Here is a 14926-nt window from a genome sequence, read left to right as displayed (position 1 = left end):
CAACCCCGAGGGACTGCAGCCGGCGGCACGGACCTACAGAATCGGGCAACCCTTGTCACCGTGCGTGAAGCGTTCCTGTTTGGTGATCCCAGCCGCTCTCGGTCTGCTGGCGGCTGGTCTCAGTGGTTGCGGCGATCCCCCCAAGCCGCCCCCCCGGCAGGTTCAGGTCAAGACCGAGCCCGTAGCCCAGGCCCGCTTCAGCGATGACGTGGACACGATCAGCACGCTCGAAGCCCTCAATGTGGTGGAGCTGGCGGCCCAGGCCGGTGGCCGCATCGAGCGCCTGCTGGTGCGCCAGGGCGATGTGGTGCGCCAGGGTCAACTGCTGATGGTGCTCGACCAGGTGCAGGTGCGCGCCGATGTGGCCAGCCTGCGCGCCCAGCTGGAGAAGGACGAGCTCAACTACAAACGCTTCGAATTCCTGGTGCGTCAGGGGGCCGCCAGTGCCCTGCAGCGCGATCAGTTCCGTGCCCAGTTCGTTCAGTCGAGGGAGGCCCTGCGGGCCCGACAGGCCGATCTGTCCTTCCGCGATCTGCGCTCCCCCAGCGATGGGGTGATCAGCGATCTGCAGGTGAAGGTGGGCGATGTGATCAGTGCCGGCGACCCCTTCACCAAGGTGGTGCGCAACGATCGGCTCACCGCACGCATCGATGTGCCCGGCGTGCTCACTGCCCGGGTGAGGCCCGGTTTAGCGGTGACCCTGCAGGAGCCCCAGTCGCCGCGGGTGCTGGCGCGGGGCGTGGTCAGCTCCGTGGATCCGGTGGTGAATGCCGGTAACCAGTCGCTGCTGGTCAAGGCCCAGTTCGACAATCCCACCGGCGCCCTGCGCACAGGCCTGCGGCTGCGCACCCGGCTTCAGCTGGATGCAGCCGATCTGCCATCCGTGCCCTTCGCCGCCGTCACCCAGACGGCGGGCCAGAGTTTCGTGTTCATCCTCGGCAGCCTGCAGGATCTGGAGAAGAACCCCGGCAAGGCCCCTCTGGACCAAGTGCGCCAGCTACCACCGGGCAGCACCTTTGCCCTGCAGCGTCCGGTGCAGCTCGGCCCCCTGCAGAACAACCGCTATGCGGTGTTGCGCGGCGCGACAATCGGCGAACGGGTGATCACCACCAACCTGCTAACCCTGCGTCACGGCACGCCCGTGACGGCCCAGTAGGAGCAGCACCCAGATGTCCGCTTCCGACAATTTCATCACCCGGCCGGTGCTGACAACCGTCTGCAGTCTGCTGATTGTGATCGGGGGCCTGATCGCGATCCCCCTGTTGCCGATCGAAAACCTGCCCGACATCGCTCCACCGACGGTGACGGTGAACTCCCGATACAACGGCGCCGACGCGGTGTCGGTCGAGGAGGGTGTCACCAATGTGCTGGAGCAGCAGATCAACGGGGTGGAGAACATGGACTTCATCACCTCTTCCAGCGCCGCCGATGGCAGCAGCGCGATCACCGTCTCGTTTGCCAGTGGCACCGACGGTGACATCAACCAGGTGAATGTTCAGAACCGGGTGGCCCTGGCCCAACCGCAACTGCCCGAGGAGGTCCGTCAATCTGGAGTGGTGGTCAACAAGGCCTCGAACTCGATCCTGCTGGTTTATAACTTCGGCAGCGAGGATGCCGCCAATCCTTACAGCACTGAATTCATCAGCGGTCTGCTGGATCAGAACCTCACCGATCGCATCAAGCGGGTCAAGGGCGTGGGCAACATCGCCTACGCCGGCAACCGTCAGTTGGCCTTCCGTCTCTGGCTCGACCCCGACCGTCTGGCGGCCAACAAGCTCAGCTCCTCGGATGTGGTGACCGCTCTGCGCAGCCAGAGCCGCCTGGTGCCGGCCGGTCAGGTGGGAGGTGAACCTGCCCCCGACGGCCAGCAATTCACCTTCACGGTGCAGCTGCAGGGGCGTTTGCGCAGCGTTGAGGAGTTCTCGAACATGATCCTGCGCAGCTCGGGGGAAGGGGGTCTGCTGCGGCTGGGGGATGTGGGCCGGGTGGAGCTGGGCGCGGAAACCTACAACGCCAACGCCACCGATCTCAACGCCGTTCCTTCTGTAGGACTGCTGGTGTATCAGTCCAGTGGCAGCAACGCCCTTGAGGTGTCTCGCGGTGTCGAGGAGGTGCTCGATGAGTTCAGCCTCACCATGCCGCCCGGCATGAAGGTGGAGAAGATCTACGACAACACCGATTTCATCAATGCTTCGATTCAGGGTGTGACCAGCTCCCTGCGGGATGCGGTGGTGCTGGTGGTCTTGATTCTCTTTCTGTTCCTGCAGAACTGGAAGGCCACGCTGGTGCCGGGTATCGCCATTCCGGTGGCGCTGGTGGGCACCTTTCTGTTCGTGAAGGCAGCGGGCTTCTCTCTCAACCAGCTCACGCTCTTCGGTCTGGTGCTGGCCACGGGGCTGGTGGTGGACGATGCGATCACCGTGATCGAGGACACCTCCACCAAGAAGGCCCAGGGTCTCTCTGCCCTCGACGCCGCCAAGAGCACCATGAATGAGCTCTTCGGAGCGGTGATTGCCACCTCCTTGGTGCTCTTTGCGGTGTTCTTGCCGGTGCTGTTCTTTCCCGGCGCCACGGGAACGATCTACCAGCAGTTCGCTGCCACGATCATCTTTTCGGTGGCGATTTCCACCTTCAATGCCCTCACCTTCTCGCCGATGCTCTCGGCCCTCCTGCTGGCCCGGGAGGGGGCATCTCCCAGCCGCCGGGCCTATGCGATCGCTGGCACCTCGATCGGTTTTGTCTATGGCCTCCTGGTGAGTGGCGGTGGTGCCTTGGTGGTGCTCGCCTGGGTGGTGGGGGGCCTGCTGCTGGGCTATCTGCTGGGGTTGATCACCCGCCTGCCCCTGCGACTTCCCGTCACGGTCGCGGCAGCGGTGATGGGGCTGCTGCTGGGCAGCGTGTCGAGGCCTGTGGCGGTGCTGGTCTTCAGTCTGATCGGGCTGCTGCTGGGAGCGTTCCTCGGCCCGATCTTCAGTCGCTTCAATCAGATGTATTCAGGCGGTGAACGCTGGTATCAGAGGGCCCTGGCCTGGGCCCTGGCCCACCGTGCCCTGATGATGGGCGTGCTTGTGGGTGGCATCGCTCTCACGGGTGTGGCGTTCACCTCGATCCCCTCAGGATTCGTGCCGATTGAGGATCAGGGGTATGCCATCGGTTTTGTTCAAGCTCCCGACGGGGGTTCCGAGCAGAACACCCGTCAGATCAATGCCCGGGTGGCGGAGATCATCCGCAGCGAGCCCGAGATTTCCACGGCCGTGATCATCAGTGGCTTCAGCCTGGACGGCAGCGCCCCCAACAGGGGTCTCTTCTTCGTTGGAGCCAAGAACTGGGACGATCGCCCCAATCCCGATCAGTTCATGGATCAGATCGTGGAGCGGTTGAACCGCAAACTCTCGGTGATCGATGGGGCCAGGATCTTTGTGGTGGAGCCACCGGCCATTCCCGGCTATGGAACCTCCGGTGGTTTTGAATTCCAGTTGCTGGATCAGAGCGGTGGCGCCCTCTCCCTGCCGGAGTTCTCTTCCACGGCCAATCAGCTGATCGGCAAGGCTCTGCAGACGGACTTGTTCAGTCGTGTGTTCACCCAGTTCACGCCGGAATCACCCCAGCTCAAGGTGAGTGTGAATCGTGATCAACTGGCGGCTCTGGATGTGGATTATGGCCAGGCGATGCAGGCCTTCAGCTTCTACTTTGGCGGTGCCTACATCAATGACACCTTCCAGGAGGGCAGGATCCGCCGGGTCTTTGTTCAGTCGGATGCCCAGTTCCGGGCCACGCCCCAGCAGTTGAAGTCGTTGTTCGTGAACACCCGAAGCGGCGAGCCGGTGCCGCTGGCCGAAGTGTTCACGGTGGGGCCCACCACAGGTCCAGCGGTGATTCCCCACTTCAACCTGTTCCGCTCGATCAAGATCGATGGCTCAGCCGCCCCTGGCCGCAGCTCCGGCGAGGCGATCAAGGGCATGGCCGACACCTTTGCCGAGCAGGGCACCAATGGCCTCGGCTTCGACTGGACCGGCCTCTCAAGGGAAGAGGTGAAGGCCGGGGCCCTGGCGGTGGTGATCTTCGCCCTGGGCATCCTGGTGGTGTACCTGGTGCTGGCGGCTCAATATGAGAGCTATGTCGACCCACTGATCATTCTGATGACCGTGCCCACCGCCATGCTGGGGGCCCTGGCCTTCCTGGCCGCCCGGGGGGAAGTGCTCAACATCTATGCCCAGGTGGGGCTGGTGATGCTGATCGGCCTGGCCGCCAAGAACGGGATCCTGATCGTTGATCTGGCCAACCAGCGCATGGCTGATGGGGCCACGGCCTATCAGGCGGCGAAGGAGGCGGCTGAATCCAGGCTTCGGCCGATCCTGATGACGGCCATCTCCTCCCTGTTTGGCTTCCTGCCCCTGGTGCTGGCCAATGGGGCCGGGGCCCGCAGCCAGGCGTCCCTGGGCACCGTGGTCTTCGGGGGGCTGATGGTGGCCACGGTGCTTTCGCTGTTTGTGGTTCCGGTGTTCTATGTGGTGATCAAGCAGCTTGGTGCGTCTGAGAAAGACAAGCCACTGCCTCCAGCCGCTGTTTCGCCCTCACCCTGATGGCCCTGACTCCAGAGCCGCTCAATGGACGCCGCATTGTCGTCACCGGTGTGGTGGGCGGCCTGATCGGCCTGGCTGTCAGCCTTTTTCTGGAATCAGTCGTGGCGCACACGCCGGCCACGGTCAGCTCCTATGCCCAGTTCTGGTTCCGGGTGATGCTGGGTGCCTTCGGCAGCCTGGCGGGCCTGGCGATTGAAACTGTGCGCCAGCTGCAGGCCACCAACCCCGATCCCTCCTACCGCCATTCCACCAAGGGCCGGAACCGCCGGCGAGATCGCCGATGAGGGCCTTCATACCGGTTGTCAGCCCTGGTGATCAGAGAGAGCGGGGCTAGGCTGGGAGCTGCCTTGGGGCCTGAGGAGTTGCGCAGCTGGTTTGATGTTTCCAGCCCCTTCAAGCCAGTCTCCCTGACGGCTCAGGCTCTGCATCAGTCCGGTTGGGGAGAGAATCCTCGCGCCGGTCTGGACCATCGCCTGTCGATCTCCGCCCGTTCATCGGCCTCACCTCTGTGATCAAGCCCGCTGTTGTTCTCGTCCCTCTGTTGCTGCTGCTGGGCTGCGGCAGCAAACCGGTGGAGCCCACCTTGCTCTCCGTACAGACGGTTCAGCTGAGTGAACAGGTGTTCAGCCCCGGCATCCGTGTGGTGAGCAAGCTTGAATCGGTGGCTGATGTGGTGATGAAGCCCGAAACCGATGGCCGCGTGGTGCGAATCCTGGCCCAGCAGGGCCAGAGAGTGGAGAAGAATCAGCCGATTCTGGTGCTCGACAATGTGCAGCCGGCAGCTCAGCTGAACTCCAGCATTGCCGAGGCCCGCAAGGATAAGATCAACGCTGAGCGTTATATCTTCCTCAACGAGCAGGGTGCTGTTTCCTCCAAGGATATGGATTCTTACATCACCCAGGCGATTGAATCGCGGGACCAGGCAAAGGCCGATGCCGCCACCCTGGACTACACCCTGGTGAGATCCCCGATCGCTGGGGTGATCGGGGATCTCAGCACCGTCAAATTAGGCGATTTCGTGCAGAAGGGTCAGGCGATCACCGGTGTGGTCGACAACGGCGCCCTCTGGACACAGATGGACGTGCCGGCCACCCAACAGGGCAGGGTCAGGATCGGCCAGAGGGTGCTGCTTACGTCCCAAGGCACGCCTGCGGTGACAGGCGAGGGCCGGGTGGTGTTCATCTCGCCCTATTTCAGTCGCGCGAGCAGCTCAGCATCGCCGAATTCACTGCTGGTGAAAGCGGAGTTCCCCAACCTGACTGGCCAGCTGAAGAGTGGCCTGGTGGTGAAAAATGAGATCATCACCAGTCAGAAGCAGCAGCTGGCGGTGCCGGTCCAGGCCGTGACGATGCAGGCCTCCCAGCCCTTCGTCTACCGCATCCTCCCGCTCTCGGAGGTGCTGCCGAAGATCAAGGCCTCGGATCAGGTGCCCGAGGCCCAGAAGGAGAAGCTCAGCAAGCTGGCCGCCCGCAACCCCAGCCAGCCCACCGTGGTTCAGGTGGCGGTGCAGCTCGGCCCCCTGCAGGGCAATGCCTACCCACTGATCAGTGGCCTGCCCAGCGGCGCCCGCGTGGTGATCAGCAACACCGCCCTGTTGCGCAGCGGCATGCCGGTGAAGGAAATGGCCGTGGGCAGCCGGGTGGAGAGCTGAGCCGGGATGTCACTCTCCGACAATTTCATCAAGCGGCCCGTTCTGACCACGGTCTGCAGCATTCTGATCGTGCTGGTGGGGTTGATCAGCATCCCCGCTCTCTCGATCGAGAACCTTCCCAGCATCTCGCCACCGCTGATTCAGGTGATCGCCAACTACGGCGGTGCCAATTCCCTCGTCACCGAACAATCGGTGACCAATCCGATCGAGCAGCAGATCAGTGGGGTGCCGGGAGCCTCCTACATCTCCTCGTTCAGCACGATGCAGGGGAACAGCACGATCAATGTCTATTTCGATGAAGGAACCGATATCAACATTGACCAGGTCAATGTTCAGAACCGGGTGTCCCTGGCCATGCCCCAGCTGCCCCAGCAGGTGCAGGCCACGGGCGTGTCGGTCAAGCAATCCACGCCCTCGATCCTGCTGGCCTATCAGGTGGGCTCCAGTGAGGGCCAGTTCGAGGCCCCCTATCTCAATGGCCTGATCTACGCCAGCCTCTACTACCAGCTGGGCCGGGTGCCCGGGGTGGCCAATGTGAACCTGCTGGGGGGCAGCAATCCCGCCTTCTGGCTGTTCATCGATGCCAACAAGGTCACCGCCAATGGCCTCACCGCCAATGATGTGGTGAGCGCGGTTCAGAGCCAGAACACGGTGGCGATCGGCGGCCTTGTGGGTGGACCGCCGGCCGGCGGCGACCAGGCCTATGCCTATCCGTTGCTGGTGAAGAACAACGGCAACCTCGTTTCGATCGAGGAGCTCAATGATCTGATCGTTGGCCGCACCTCCGGCGGCAACCTGCTGCGGCTGCGGGATGTCGGCAGTGCCTCCTACGGCTTCAACACCTTCAGCCAGACGGCGGTGGACAAGCGCGGCCGGCCGGCCATCACGGTGGCCATTTTCCAGACCCCCGAGAGCAATGCCCTTGACGTGTCCGAGGGGGTGGTGAAGGTGATCAACGAGTTTGCCGCCAATGTGCCGCCCGGCGTGACCGTTGAGCAGATCTACAACATCGGCCAGTTCATCGAGGCGGCCGTGGAGGGGGTGGTGGATGCCCTCGGCCTGGCGATCCTCTTGGTGCTGCTCATCCTCTTCCTCTTCCTGCAGGACTGGCGCGCCACGGTGGTGCCGAGCCTGGCGATTCCGATCTCGCTGGTGGGCACCTTCGCCTTCGTGAATGTCTTCGGTTTCTCGATCAACCAGCTCACCTTGCTGGGGGTGGTGCTGGCCACCGGCCTGGTGGTGGATGACGCCATCGTGGTGATCGAGGCGGTGTCGATCAACCTGGAGAAGGGCATGGGGCCGCGCCAAGCGGCGATCGCCTGCATGGGTGAGCTGATCGGTGCCCTGGTGGCCACCGCCCTGGTGTTGATGGCGGTGTTCGTGCCGGTGGCCTTCTACCCCGGCGGCATCGGCATCATCTACAAGCAATTCGCACTCACGATCGCGTTTTCGATCGCGATCTCAGCTTTCAATGCGCTCACCTTCTCGCCGATGCTCTCGGGTCTGATCCTGCGCGGCAAGCCCCAGCCACCGAAGGGTCCGATCTGGATCGTGCTCGGGGTGCTCGTGGGCCTGGCCTTCGGCCGCTTCAACGGCGTGGGCGGCTGGACCTACATCCTCGGGGTGGTGGTGGGGGCGATCGGCGGAGCCAACCTGCCCAGAATCTTCCGGGTGTTCAACCGCTTCTTCGACCGCATCCAGACGGGCTACGCCGGGCTGATTGCCGGTCTGATCCAGCGGCGCAAACTGATCCTGTTCGGCCTCATCGGCGGGATCGTGCTCACCGTGCTGGCCTTCGCGAACATGCCCACCGCCTTCATCCCCGATGAGGATCAGGGCTACGGCGTGGGTTTTTTCCAGTTGCAGAACGGCGCCTCCCTCAGCCAGACGGGGGGTACGGCGCTGGAGATCGCCAAGCTGATCAATGAGGAGGAGGAAATCACCCAGGCCTCGGTGATCAGCGGCTATGGCTTCAATGGCTCCAGCCCCGATCAGGGCGTGTTTTTCTTTGGTCTCAAGCCGCTGGAGGATCGCGGTGGGGCGGGTCAGTCGGCCGCCGCGATCGTCAAGCGGCTCAACGAGAAAATGGCCACGATCAGCAGTGGCTTTGTGCGCGCTGGCCTGCCTCCGGCGATTCCCGGCTTCTCCTCTCAGGGGGGGTTCTATTTCCAGTTCAACGATCTCAGCAATGGCGGTTACAGCTTCACGGAACTGGCCGACCAGGCCGCCAGGCTGGAGAGTGCCGCCAATGCCACCGGTGATTTCAGCTCGGTCTACACCCAGTTCATTCCCAGTGCCCCGGCCTTCATGCTGAGCATGGATCGCGATGTGATGGGCGCCCTGAACATCGACTTTGCCAAGGCGATGAACACCATCGGCATCCTGGCCGGCAGCAACTTCGCCAGCCTCACCTATGAGAATGGCCAGGTGCGCAACATCTATGTTCAGGCCGATGCCTCCAACCGCAGCACGATTGAGGATGTGCAGGGCTATTACGTCCGCTCCAACGACGACAAGCTGGTGCCTGTTTCTGAGTTCGCCGAGGTGACCCTCGCCAGTGCTCCGCCGGTGGTCAGCCATTACAACCTCTACCGCACGGTGCTGGTGCAGGGCTCTGAGGCGATCGGCAAGAGTTCAGGAGCGGCCCTTGAATCGATTCAGCAGGTGTTCCGCTCGCTGAATTTCAACAACATCGGCTATGCCTTCACCGGTCTGGCGGCCCTGCAGCTCTCGGCGGGCTCCGCCAGTGTGCTGGTGTTCGGTCTGGGCATCCTGGTGGTTTATCTGGTGCTCTCGGCCCAGTACGAGAGCTACGTCACCCCGGTGATCATCCTGATGACCGTGCCCCTGGCGATGCTGGGGGCCCTGGCCTTCCTGGCGATCCGCTCGATCGATCTCAACATCTATGCCCAGGTGGGCCTGGTCACCTTGATCGGTCTGGCGGCCAAGAACGGAATCCTGATTGTTGAGGTGGCCGAGCAGCATCTCAAGGCCGGCATGACGGCCTCCCAGGCCGCGATCGCCTCGGCTGAATCCCGCCTGCGGCCGATCCTGATGACGGCCATCGCCGCCCTGGCGGGTTTCTTCCCACTGGTGGTGGCCCATTCCGCTGGCGCCCAGAGCCAGCAATCGCTGGGCACGGTGATCTTCGGTGGCCTGCTGGTGGCCACCGTGCTCTCGCTCGGGGTGGTGCCGCCCTTCTATGTGGTGATCAAGGAGCTGGAGAGCCGGCTGTTCAAAGATTCCGAGGCAGGCACGGAGCCGGCCTGATCAGGTGATCACGGTGGGCCGCTCCATGCCGGTGCGGCTGCGGATTTCGGCCAGCGCATCGGCGGCTTTGATCAGATCGGCCAGTGCCTGCTGGGGATCCTGATCGAGGTTGCCGCCGGCTCCCACGTAGCTCTCCAGGTAGAGGCGCAGGGTGGCCCCCTGGGTGCCCGTGCCCGAGAGGCGGAACACCGCCCGGCTGCCGTCGTCGAGCAGCAGGCGCAGGCCCTGGCCACTGGTGAGCGAGCCATCGACGGGATCGGTGTAGCTGAAGTCGTCGGCGGTGGCGATGCTGCGGCCGGCAAAGCCCGTGCCCACCAGGGAGGGCAGCAGGCCCTTCAGGCGGTCGTAGAGGCCATGGGCACGGCTGCTGTCGATCGCTTCGTAGTCGTGGCGGGAGTAGTAGTGGCGGCCGAAGCGGCTCCAGTGGCCGGCCATCACCTCCGCCACCGAGCAGCGGCGGCTGGCCAGGATCTGCAGCCAGAACAGCACCGCCCAGAGGCCATCCTTCTCACGGATGTGGTCGCTTCCCGTGCCGAAGCTCTCCTCCCCGCAGAGGGTGATGCGACCGGCATCGAGCAGGTTGCCAAAGAACTTCCAGCCCGTGGGGGTTTCGAAGCAGGGAATGGCCAGCTCCTGGGCCACCACATCCACCGCGGCGCTGGTGGGCATCGAGCGGGCCACCCCGGCGAGCCCGCCGGCGTAGCCGGGCGCCAGGGTGGCATTGGCGGTGAGCACCGCCAGGCTGTCGCTGGGGTTTACGAAGCAGCGCTGGCCCAGGATCATGTTGCGGTCGCCGTCGCCGTCACAGGCGGCGCCGAAGCGGTAGGCGTCGCCATCGAGCAGCAGCTCGGCGAGCTCATGGGCATAGGTGAGGTTGGGGTCGGGGTGCCCACCGCCGAAATCCTCCAGGGGCGTGCCGTTGCGCACCGTGCCGGCCGCCGCCCCCAGCAGCCCCTCCAGCAGGCGGCTGGCGTAGGGACCGGTGACGGCATGCATGGCATCGAAGGCGATCGGGAAGTCGCCCTTGAGCAGCGCCTTGATCGCCTCGAAATCGAACAGGCCCTGCAGCAGGGTCACGTAGTCGTCGACCCCATCGATCACCTCGATGCTCAGGCCGCCGAGGGCATGGGTTCCCGCCACATCCAGGGATGGCACCTCCCCCTCAACGATCCGATAGCCCTGCAGACAGGTGGTGGCGCTGTAGATGGCCTCGGTGATCGATTCAGGCGCCGGCCCGCCGTTGGCGCCATTCACCTTGACCCCGAAATCCCCCGTGGGTCCGCCGGGGTTGTGACTGGCCGAGAGGATGATGCCGCCGATGGCCCGGTGTCTGCGGATCAAGTTGGAGGCCGCCGGGGTGGAGAGAATGCCGCCGGTGGTGGTGATCAGCCGCGCCACGCCATGGGCCGCGGCCATGCGCGCGATCACGGCGATGGCGTGGCGGTTGCCGTAGCGGCCGTCGCCGCCCAGGATCAGCGTGCCCCCTTCCACCCCAGGCAGCACCTGGAGGATCGCCTCGATGAAGCTCTCGAGATAGTGGGGCTGCTCGAATTGCCGGCTGCTCTTGCGCAGGCCCGAGGTGCCGGGTTTCTGGTCGCTGAAGGGGGCATTCAGGGACACCTGGCGCACCGATGGCGCTGGAGAGGTGGTCATGGCAGCGGCTGGAGCATCGGAGGAGGCGCTGCTGGTCATGGATGCCAACCTGGGGAGATTCCAGGCTAGCCCTGCAGTCAGGTCCGATCCGGCCCATGGCTGGCCGCTGGCTAGCCTGCGCTCACTGCCTGAACCCTGAGCCGATGGCCTTCCCCTGCGCCCTGCCGAGCCGGATCCAGGGGCTGTTGCTGGCCGTGGTGGCCCTCGGCCTCTCCCCAGTTCAGGCCGGAGTGATGGGTGCTGCCCCGGCCCAGCCGATGCCCGAGGCCATCAGCACCACCCGCAAGGCGGCCACGGCCGTGCTGGAGAAATCAGGCACCTCCAGCTGCCTCACCGGCAAGCTCACCAATGCCCTGCTCAGCCTCTCCTCCAGCTGTGAGGCCCAGGCTGATCGCTCCCCCCTGTGTGTGCTGGCCGACCAGGCTGTGGTGACCACCGGCTGGTCGATGGAGTTCATGGAGCGCACCTCCAGGGAGTTGCTGAATCTCTCCGACACGCCTGTGGCCGCCACAACCCCCTGAGCGGAGGGCGGCTGACGGCCTGGGGTGATCCCTCAGCGGCCGCCCGATCCGAAACCGAAGCCCGAGCCGGAGGGTCGAGTGCCACCGGCGCCGCCGGCAGGAGGGCCACCTCCGGCGGCGGCTGGCCCGCCGGGACCCCCACCCGTCCCATCCCTGGCCACGGGCTTGCTCACCGGCCGGCAGCTGCTGACCACGCGATCGGCGGCCTCATCGATGGCGTCACGGCGCTTCAGGCTGTTGTCCGGGTCGGTGACGGCTTTCTGAACCACGCCCCAGAGGGCGTCCTTGCAGAAGCCCGAGAGCAAGGGGTGATCCATTAAGGGATCCGCCAGCTGGCGGGCCCGACCACAGGTGGCGGTGTTGTTCTCCCGGCCGCAGTCGAGGGCGGCCAGCTGCACCTCCCTCAGGGTCTCCGTGCTGGGGTAGAGGGCCATGCTGTCATTGGCCCGGGCCGGGCCCATGGCCAGGCCTGGCGCAGCCAGCATCGCGGCGCTCAGCAGCGTGGCGGCAAGGCTTGATCGGGCCATTGATGCACAGCAGCAACAGCTCCCATCATGGCGGCGGCTCAGACCGTGAGCTGAACTGGGGCCAGACCCTGCCTCAGGGGAATCTGCCGCTGCCGCCAGGACTGTCCGATCCGCCCCCCCAGCCAGGGGGCCAGCTGCACCAGGACAAGGCGCAGCAGGGGTGATCGCCGCAGCCACTGCGCCTGGCGGGCCTCCTGCTGCTGCAGGGCCTGGGCCCGGCGGATCTCCGGCATCCGTTCAGCCTCGATCCGCTTCAGGCTGTCGTCGATGGCGGCGGTATCGCCCGCCAACAGGGGCGCCAGCAGGTGGTTGGTCGCCACGATCGCGTCGCGCAGGGCCATGTTGATCCCCTGGGCACGGATCGGACTCATCGGGTGGGCGGCATCTCCCAGCAGCAGCAGGCCTGGGCGCTGCCAGCGGCGGCAGCAGCCCACCTGCACCGAGAGCTTCAGTGGCGCACTGATCACTGGGCCCACCTGGCGCAGGTGATCCGCGAGCCAGCCGGGGGCCAGGGCTGCGAAGGTTTCGCCCCAGGCTTCGGGGCTGCGCTCGATCCGCTCGCCGGGGTTGAGCACCCAGCCCAGCTGGAGTTCTCCGGGCAGGGCGCCATGGAAGACGCTGCAGGCGCTGCCGTCATCACCCAGGAGCATGGTGAAGGCGTTGTCGTCCTCGAAGCGGGGGTGGCTGGGAAGGCGGAACCAGAGCAGATCGATGGGGCTGCTCTGGCGCTCCAGCTCCAGTCCCGAGCGCTGCCGCAGCAGCGACGAGCGGCCGTCGCTGCCCACCACCAGGCAGGCCCCGAGCCGGCTGCCATCGCTGAGCACCACCCCGGTGATGCGTCCCCCTGACTCGATCAGATCCGCCACCGCCACCCCTGGCTTCCACTGAAAACCACCCGCCCGGCTGGCCCGCTCCAGCAGGGCATCGAGCAGCGCCGGCTGGGAGATCAGCGTGCAGGGCCGATCACCCTCCAGGGGCTCCTCCACGCGGAACAACTGCTGGCCGTGCAGCTGGAACGACCAGGCGCTCAGCGGCCTCTGGGGCAGGCGGGCCAGCAGGGGCCCGCAGCCCATGCTCTCCAGGGCGGCCAGGCCCGAGGGCATCAGCCCCTCGCCGCGAAACTGGCGCTGAAAATCTCGAGCCGCTTCCACCAGGGTCACCGGCACCCCACGCTCGACCAGCAGCATCGCCAGGGAGGCGCCGGCCGGACCGGCGCCCACGATCACGACGGGCTGGGGCTGGGGGCTTGGGGTCATGGGTCCTGGACGGGGGTGGTCGGGGGCCGCGCTGTGCCCTGGCCGCAGCTCTGGCGAACCCGCTCCAGCTTGCGTCGCAGCCTTGGTGTGATGCCCAGTTCAGCCCCCTGCCACATCCGGTCCTGCTCTCGGGTGAAGTGGGCCGCCAGCTGGGGCGACTCCAGGATCATCAGTGTTTCGTCGTTGCTGTGGGCCGCCGACGGGCTCCAGTTGAACGACCCCGTGATCACCGTCTGGCCATCCACCACGGCGAACTTGTGGTGCATCTTGTCGCCGCGGGCCAGACGGGGCGTACCCACTCCGTTGATCGGCTGCTGCCAGGGGCTGTTGTCCTGCTCCAGTTTGCAGAAGCGATCCGGCATCGAGACCCCCAACAGATCGAGCACCTCCGAGAAACTGCGGCTGGCGAAGCCAGGATCGGCCAGCAGCCGGATCGTCACGCCCCGCTGCTGCAGTTCGGCGAGCCCATCGGCCACCGGCTGGGCTGAGAAGACGAACAGGCTCAGATCCAGCTGCCGCTGGGCCAGGGCCAGGCGCTCAGCGAGCAAGCGCAGGCCCTGGTTGGAATCCTTGCGGCGGTGGGGAGCGAAGAGCACCTCCACCCGGGTGGGGCCCACCATCACGGCCTGCACCGGACCTTCGTTCTTGGCAATGCCGAATCGGCTGTCGGTGAGGCCGCCGGGGCCATCGCCCCACATGCGGCTGAATTCCTTGCTGAACAGCTCAGAGAGCGCCCGACTCTCGAAACGCAGCAGATGGTTGACGTTGCCGCGGGTGCGGGGGTCGTCGGGGTCGCCGTGGATGCAGGAGGGGGTGAAATTGGCGGAGCCGGTCACCAGCCAGCGCTGGTCCACCACCAGGAATTTGTGGTGCATCAGGCCACTGCCCGCGCTGCCGTCGGCGGTGTCATCGATCAGGGGAATGCCGCCCCGCTGCAGGATGCGCACGGCATCACCGCGCTCGCGTTCGCCGGCGCTGAGGCGTCCGTCACCATCGCTGTCGGCAAGGGCCAGCAGGTGGCGGTAGCGCCCCAGCTGATGGGACTCCAGGCCAGCCGGCAACTGCTCACTGAAGGGGGTGCTGTAGGTGTTCTCGAGGATGACCCGCACCCGCACTCCCTGACGCTTCCGCTCCACCAGGGCTTCGGCCACCCGGGGCAGGGAGAGCTCCTGCACGGCCACCAGGATGTCGCTTTCGGCCCGCGCGATTGTTTCGAGCAGCATCTGCTCGAGGTCGTCGCCACTGCGGCGTTCGCCGCTGATCGGGCTGCGGTAGTGGTGGTCGGCGCGGTGGTTGAAGGCCAACTCGATTCCCGCCGGCAGCGGCAGATCCGGCGGGGGGGAGCCCAGGATGCGGGCGGTGGCGGAGCAACCGTCAAGGACCAGAGCCATCAGGCCGCTCGCCATGGCCAGGCCCCTGGATGGGCCGGAGCCTGAGCGAAGCGGTGGTTGGGCTGATGGGGATT

The 14926-nt window shown here is 65.5% G+C and carries 10 protein-coding genes; 6 read left to right on the top strand and 4 right to left on the bottom strand.

Annotated elements, in window-relative coordinates; genetic code table 11:
- The first annotated feature begins 79 nt into the window (after positions 1 to 79).
- The 5 genes from KQ304_RS09655 to KQ304_RS09635 all read left to right on the top strand — a co-directional run bounded on the left by KQ304_RS09655 (position 80) and on the right by KQ304_RS09635 (position 9504).
- Positions 80 to 1156 (top strand): efflux RND transporter periplasmic adaptor subunit, encoded by a 1077-nt coding sequence (locus tag KQ304_RS09655; RefSeq protein WP_399229027.1) that lies wholly within the window; start codon positions 80 to 82, stop codon positions 1154 to 1156.
- 13 nt (positions 1157 to 1169) lie between these two features.
- Positions 1170 to 4583 carry an efflux RND transporter permease subunit gene (locus KQ304_RS09650; protein ID WP_259736888.1) on the top strand — a complete coding sequence of 1138 codons (3414 nt, stop codon included), beginning with the start codon at positions 1170 to 1172 and terminating at the stop codon, positions 4581 to 4583.
- A complete protein-coding gene (locus KQ304_RS09645; RefSeq protein ID WP_259736887.1) occupies positions 4583 to 4867 on the top strand; it encodes a hypothetical protein in 285 nt (94 codons plus the stop codon). Before KQ304_RS09650 ends, KQ304_RS09645 begins: the two co-directional genes overlap by 1 nt.
- A gap of 224 nt (positions 4868 to 5091) precedes the next feature.
- A complete protein-coding gene (locus tag KQ304_RS09640) occupies positions 5092 to 6234 on the top strand; it encodes an efflux RND transporter periplasmic adaptor subunit (protein WP_259736886.1) in 1143 nt (380 codons plus the stop codon).
- 6 nt (positions 6235 to 6240) lie between these two features.
- The gene (locus tag KQ304_RS09635) at positions 6241 to 9504 is read left to right on the top strand and encodes an efflux RND transporter permease subunit (RefSeq protein WP_259736885.1); all 3264 of its coding nucleotides are present in this window, start codon (positions 6241 to 6243) and stop codon (positions 9502 to 9504) included.
- On the opposite strand, the gene KQ304_RS09630 is transcribed toward KQ304_RS09635, so the two are convergent.
- Positions 9505 to 11157: an alpha-D-glucose phosphate-specific phosphoglucomutase gene (locus tag KQ304_RS09630; protein WP_259736920.1), complete on the bottom strand. Its 1653-nt coding sequence runs from the start codon at positions 11155 to 11157 to the stop codon at positions 9505 to 9507.
- Between the two features lie 143 nt (positions 11158 to 11300).
- Here KQ304_RS09630 and KQ304_RS09625 point away from each other — a divergent pair, with 143 nt between their 5' ends.
- Complete coding sequence (locus KQ304_RS09625; protein ID WP_259736884.1) at positions 11301 to 11678, top strand: hypothetical protein; 378 nt, start codon at positions 11301 to 11303, stop codon at positions 11676 to 11678.
- A 32-nt stretch (positions 11679 to 11710) separates the two neighbouring features.
- Here KQ304_RS09625 and KQ304_RS09620 read toward each other — a convergent pair whose 3' ends face one another.
- From KQ304_RS09620 to KQ304_RS09610, 3 genes are read right to left on the bottom strand one after another with little or no spacing between them, the layout of a single operon-like run.
- Complete coding sequence (locus KQ304_RS09620; protein WP_259736883.1) at positions 11711 to 12205, bottom strand: hypothetical protein; 495 nt, start codon at positions 12203 to 12205, stop codon at positions 11711 to 11713.
- Positions 12206 to 12243: 38 nt separating this feature from the next.
- Positions 12244 to 13461, bottom strand: a complete 1218-nt coding sequence (locus KQ304_RS09615; protein WP_259736882.1) for an FAD-dependent monooxygenase — start codon at positions 13459 to 13461, stop codon at positions 12244 to 12246.
- The gene (locus tag KQ304_RS09610) at positions 13458 to 14867 is read right to left on the bottom strand and encodes a phosphatidylserine/phosphatidylglycerophosphate/cardiolipin synthase family protein (protein WP_259736881.1); all 1410 of its coding nucleotides are present in this window, start codon (positions 14865 to 14867) and stop codon (positions 13458 to 13460) included. Before KQ304_RS09610 ends, KQ304_RS09615 begins: the two co-directional genes overlap by 4 nt.
- Between the last annotated feature and the right edge of the window lie 59 nt (positions 14868 to 14926).

Origin of the sequence: Synechococcus sp. CS-1329 (assembly GCF_025128055.1) — a bacterium.
In the GTDB taxonomy this organism is placed as follows: Bacteria; Cyanobacteriota; Cyanobacteriia; order PCC-6307; family Cyanobiaceae; genus Regnicoccus_A.
The sequence above is the reverse complement of the archived record's forward strand: the minus strand, read 5'-3'. Positions and strand labels throughout refer to the sequence as shown.

Coding starts and splice junctions, on each gene's coding strand:
- KQ304_RS09650 (WP_259736888.1), top strand. CDS start 1,170: ATGTCCGCTTCCGACAATTTCATCACCCGGCCGGTGCTGACAACCGTC.
- KQ304_RS09645 (WP_259736887.1), top strand. CDS start 4,583: ATGGCCCTGACTCCAGAGCCGCTCAATGGACGCCGCATTGTCGTCACC.
- KQ304_RS09635 (WP_259736885.1), top strand. CDS start 6,241: ATGTCACTCTCCGACAATTTCATCAAGCGGCCCGTTCTGACCACGGTC.
- KQ304_RS09630 (WP_259736920.1), bottom strand. CDS start 11,157: ATGACCACCTCTCCAGCGCCATCGGTGCGCCAGGTGTCCCTGAATGCC.
- KQ304_RS09625 (WP_259736884.1), top strand. CDS start 11,301: ATGGCCTTCCCCTGCGCCCTGCCGAGCCGGATCCAGGGGCTGTTGCTG.
- KQ304_RS09620 (WP_259736883.1), bottom strand. CDS start 12,205: ATGGCCCGATCAAGCCTTGCCGCCACGCTGCTGAGCGCCGCGATGCTG.
- KQ304_RS09615 (WP_259736882.1), bottom strand. CDS start 13,461: ATGACCCCAAGCCCCCAGCCCCAGCCCGTCGTGATCGTGGGCGCCGGT.
- KQ304_RS09610 (WP_259736881.1), bottom strand. CDS start 14,867: ATGGCGAGCGGCCTGATGGCTCTGGTCCTTGACGGTTGCTCCGCCACC.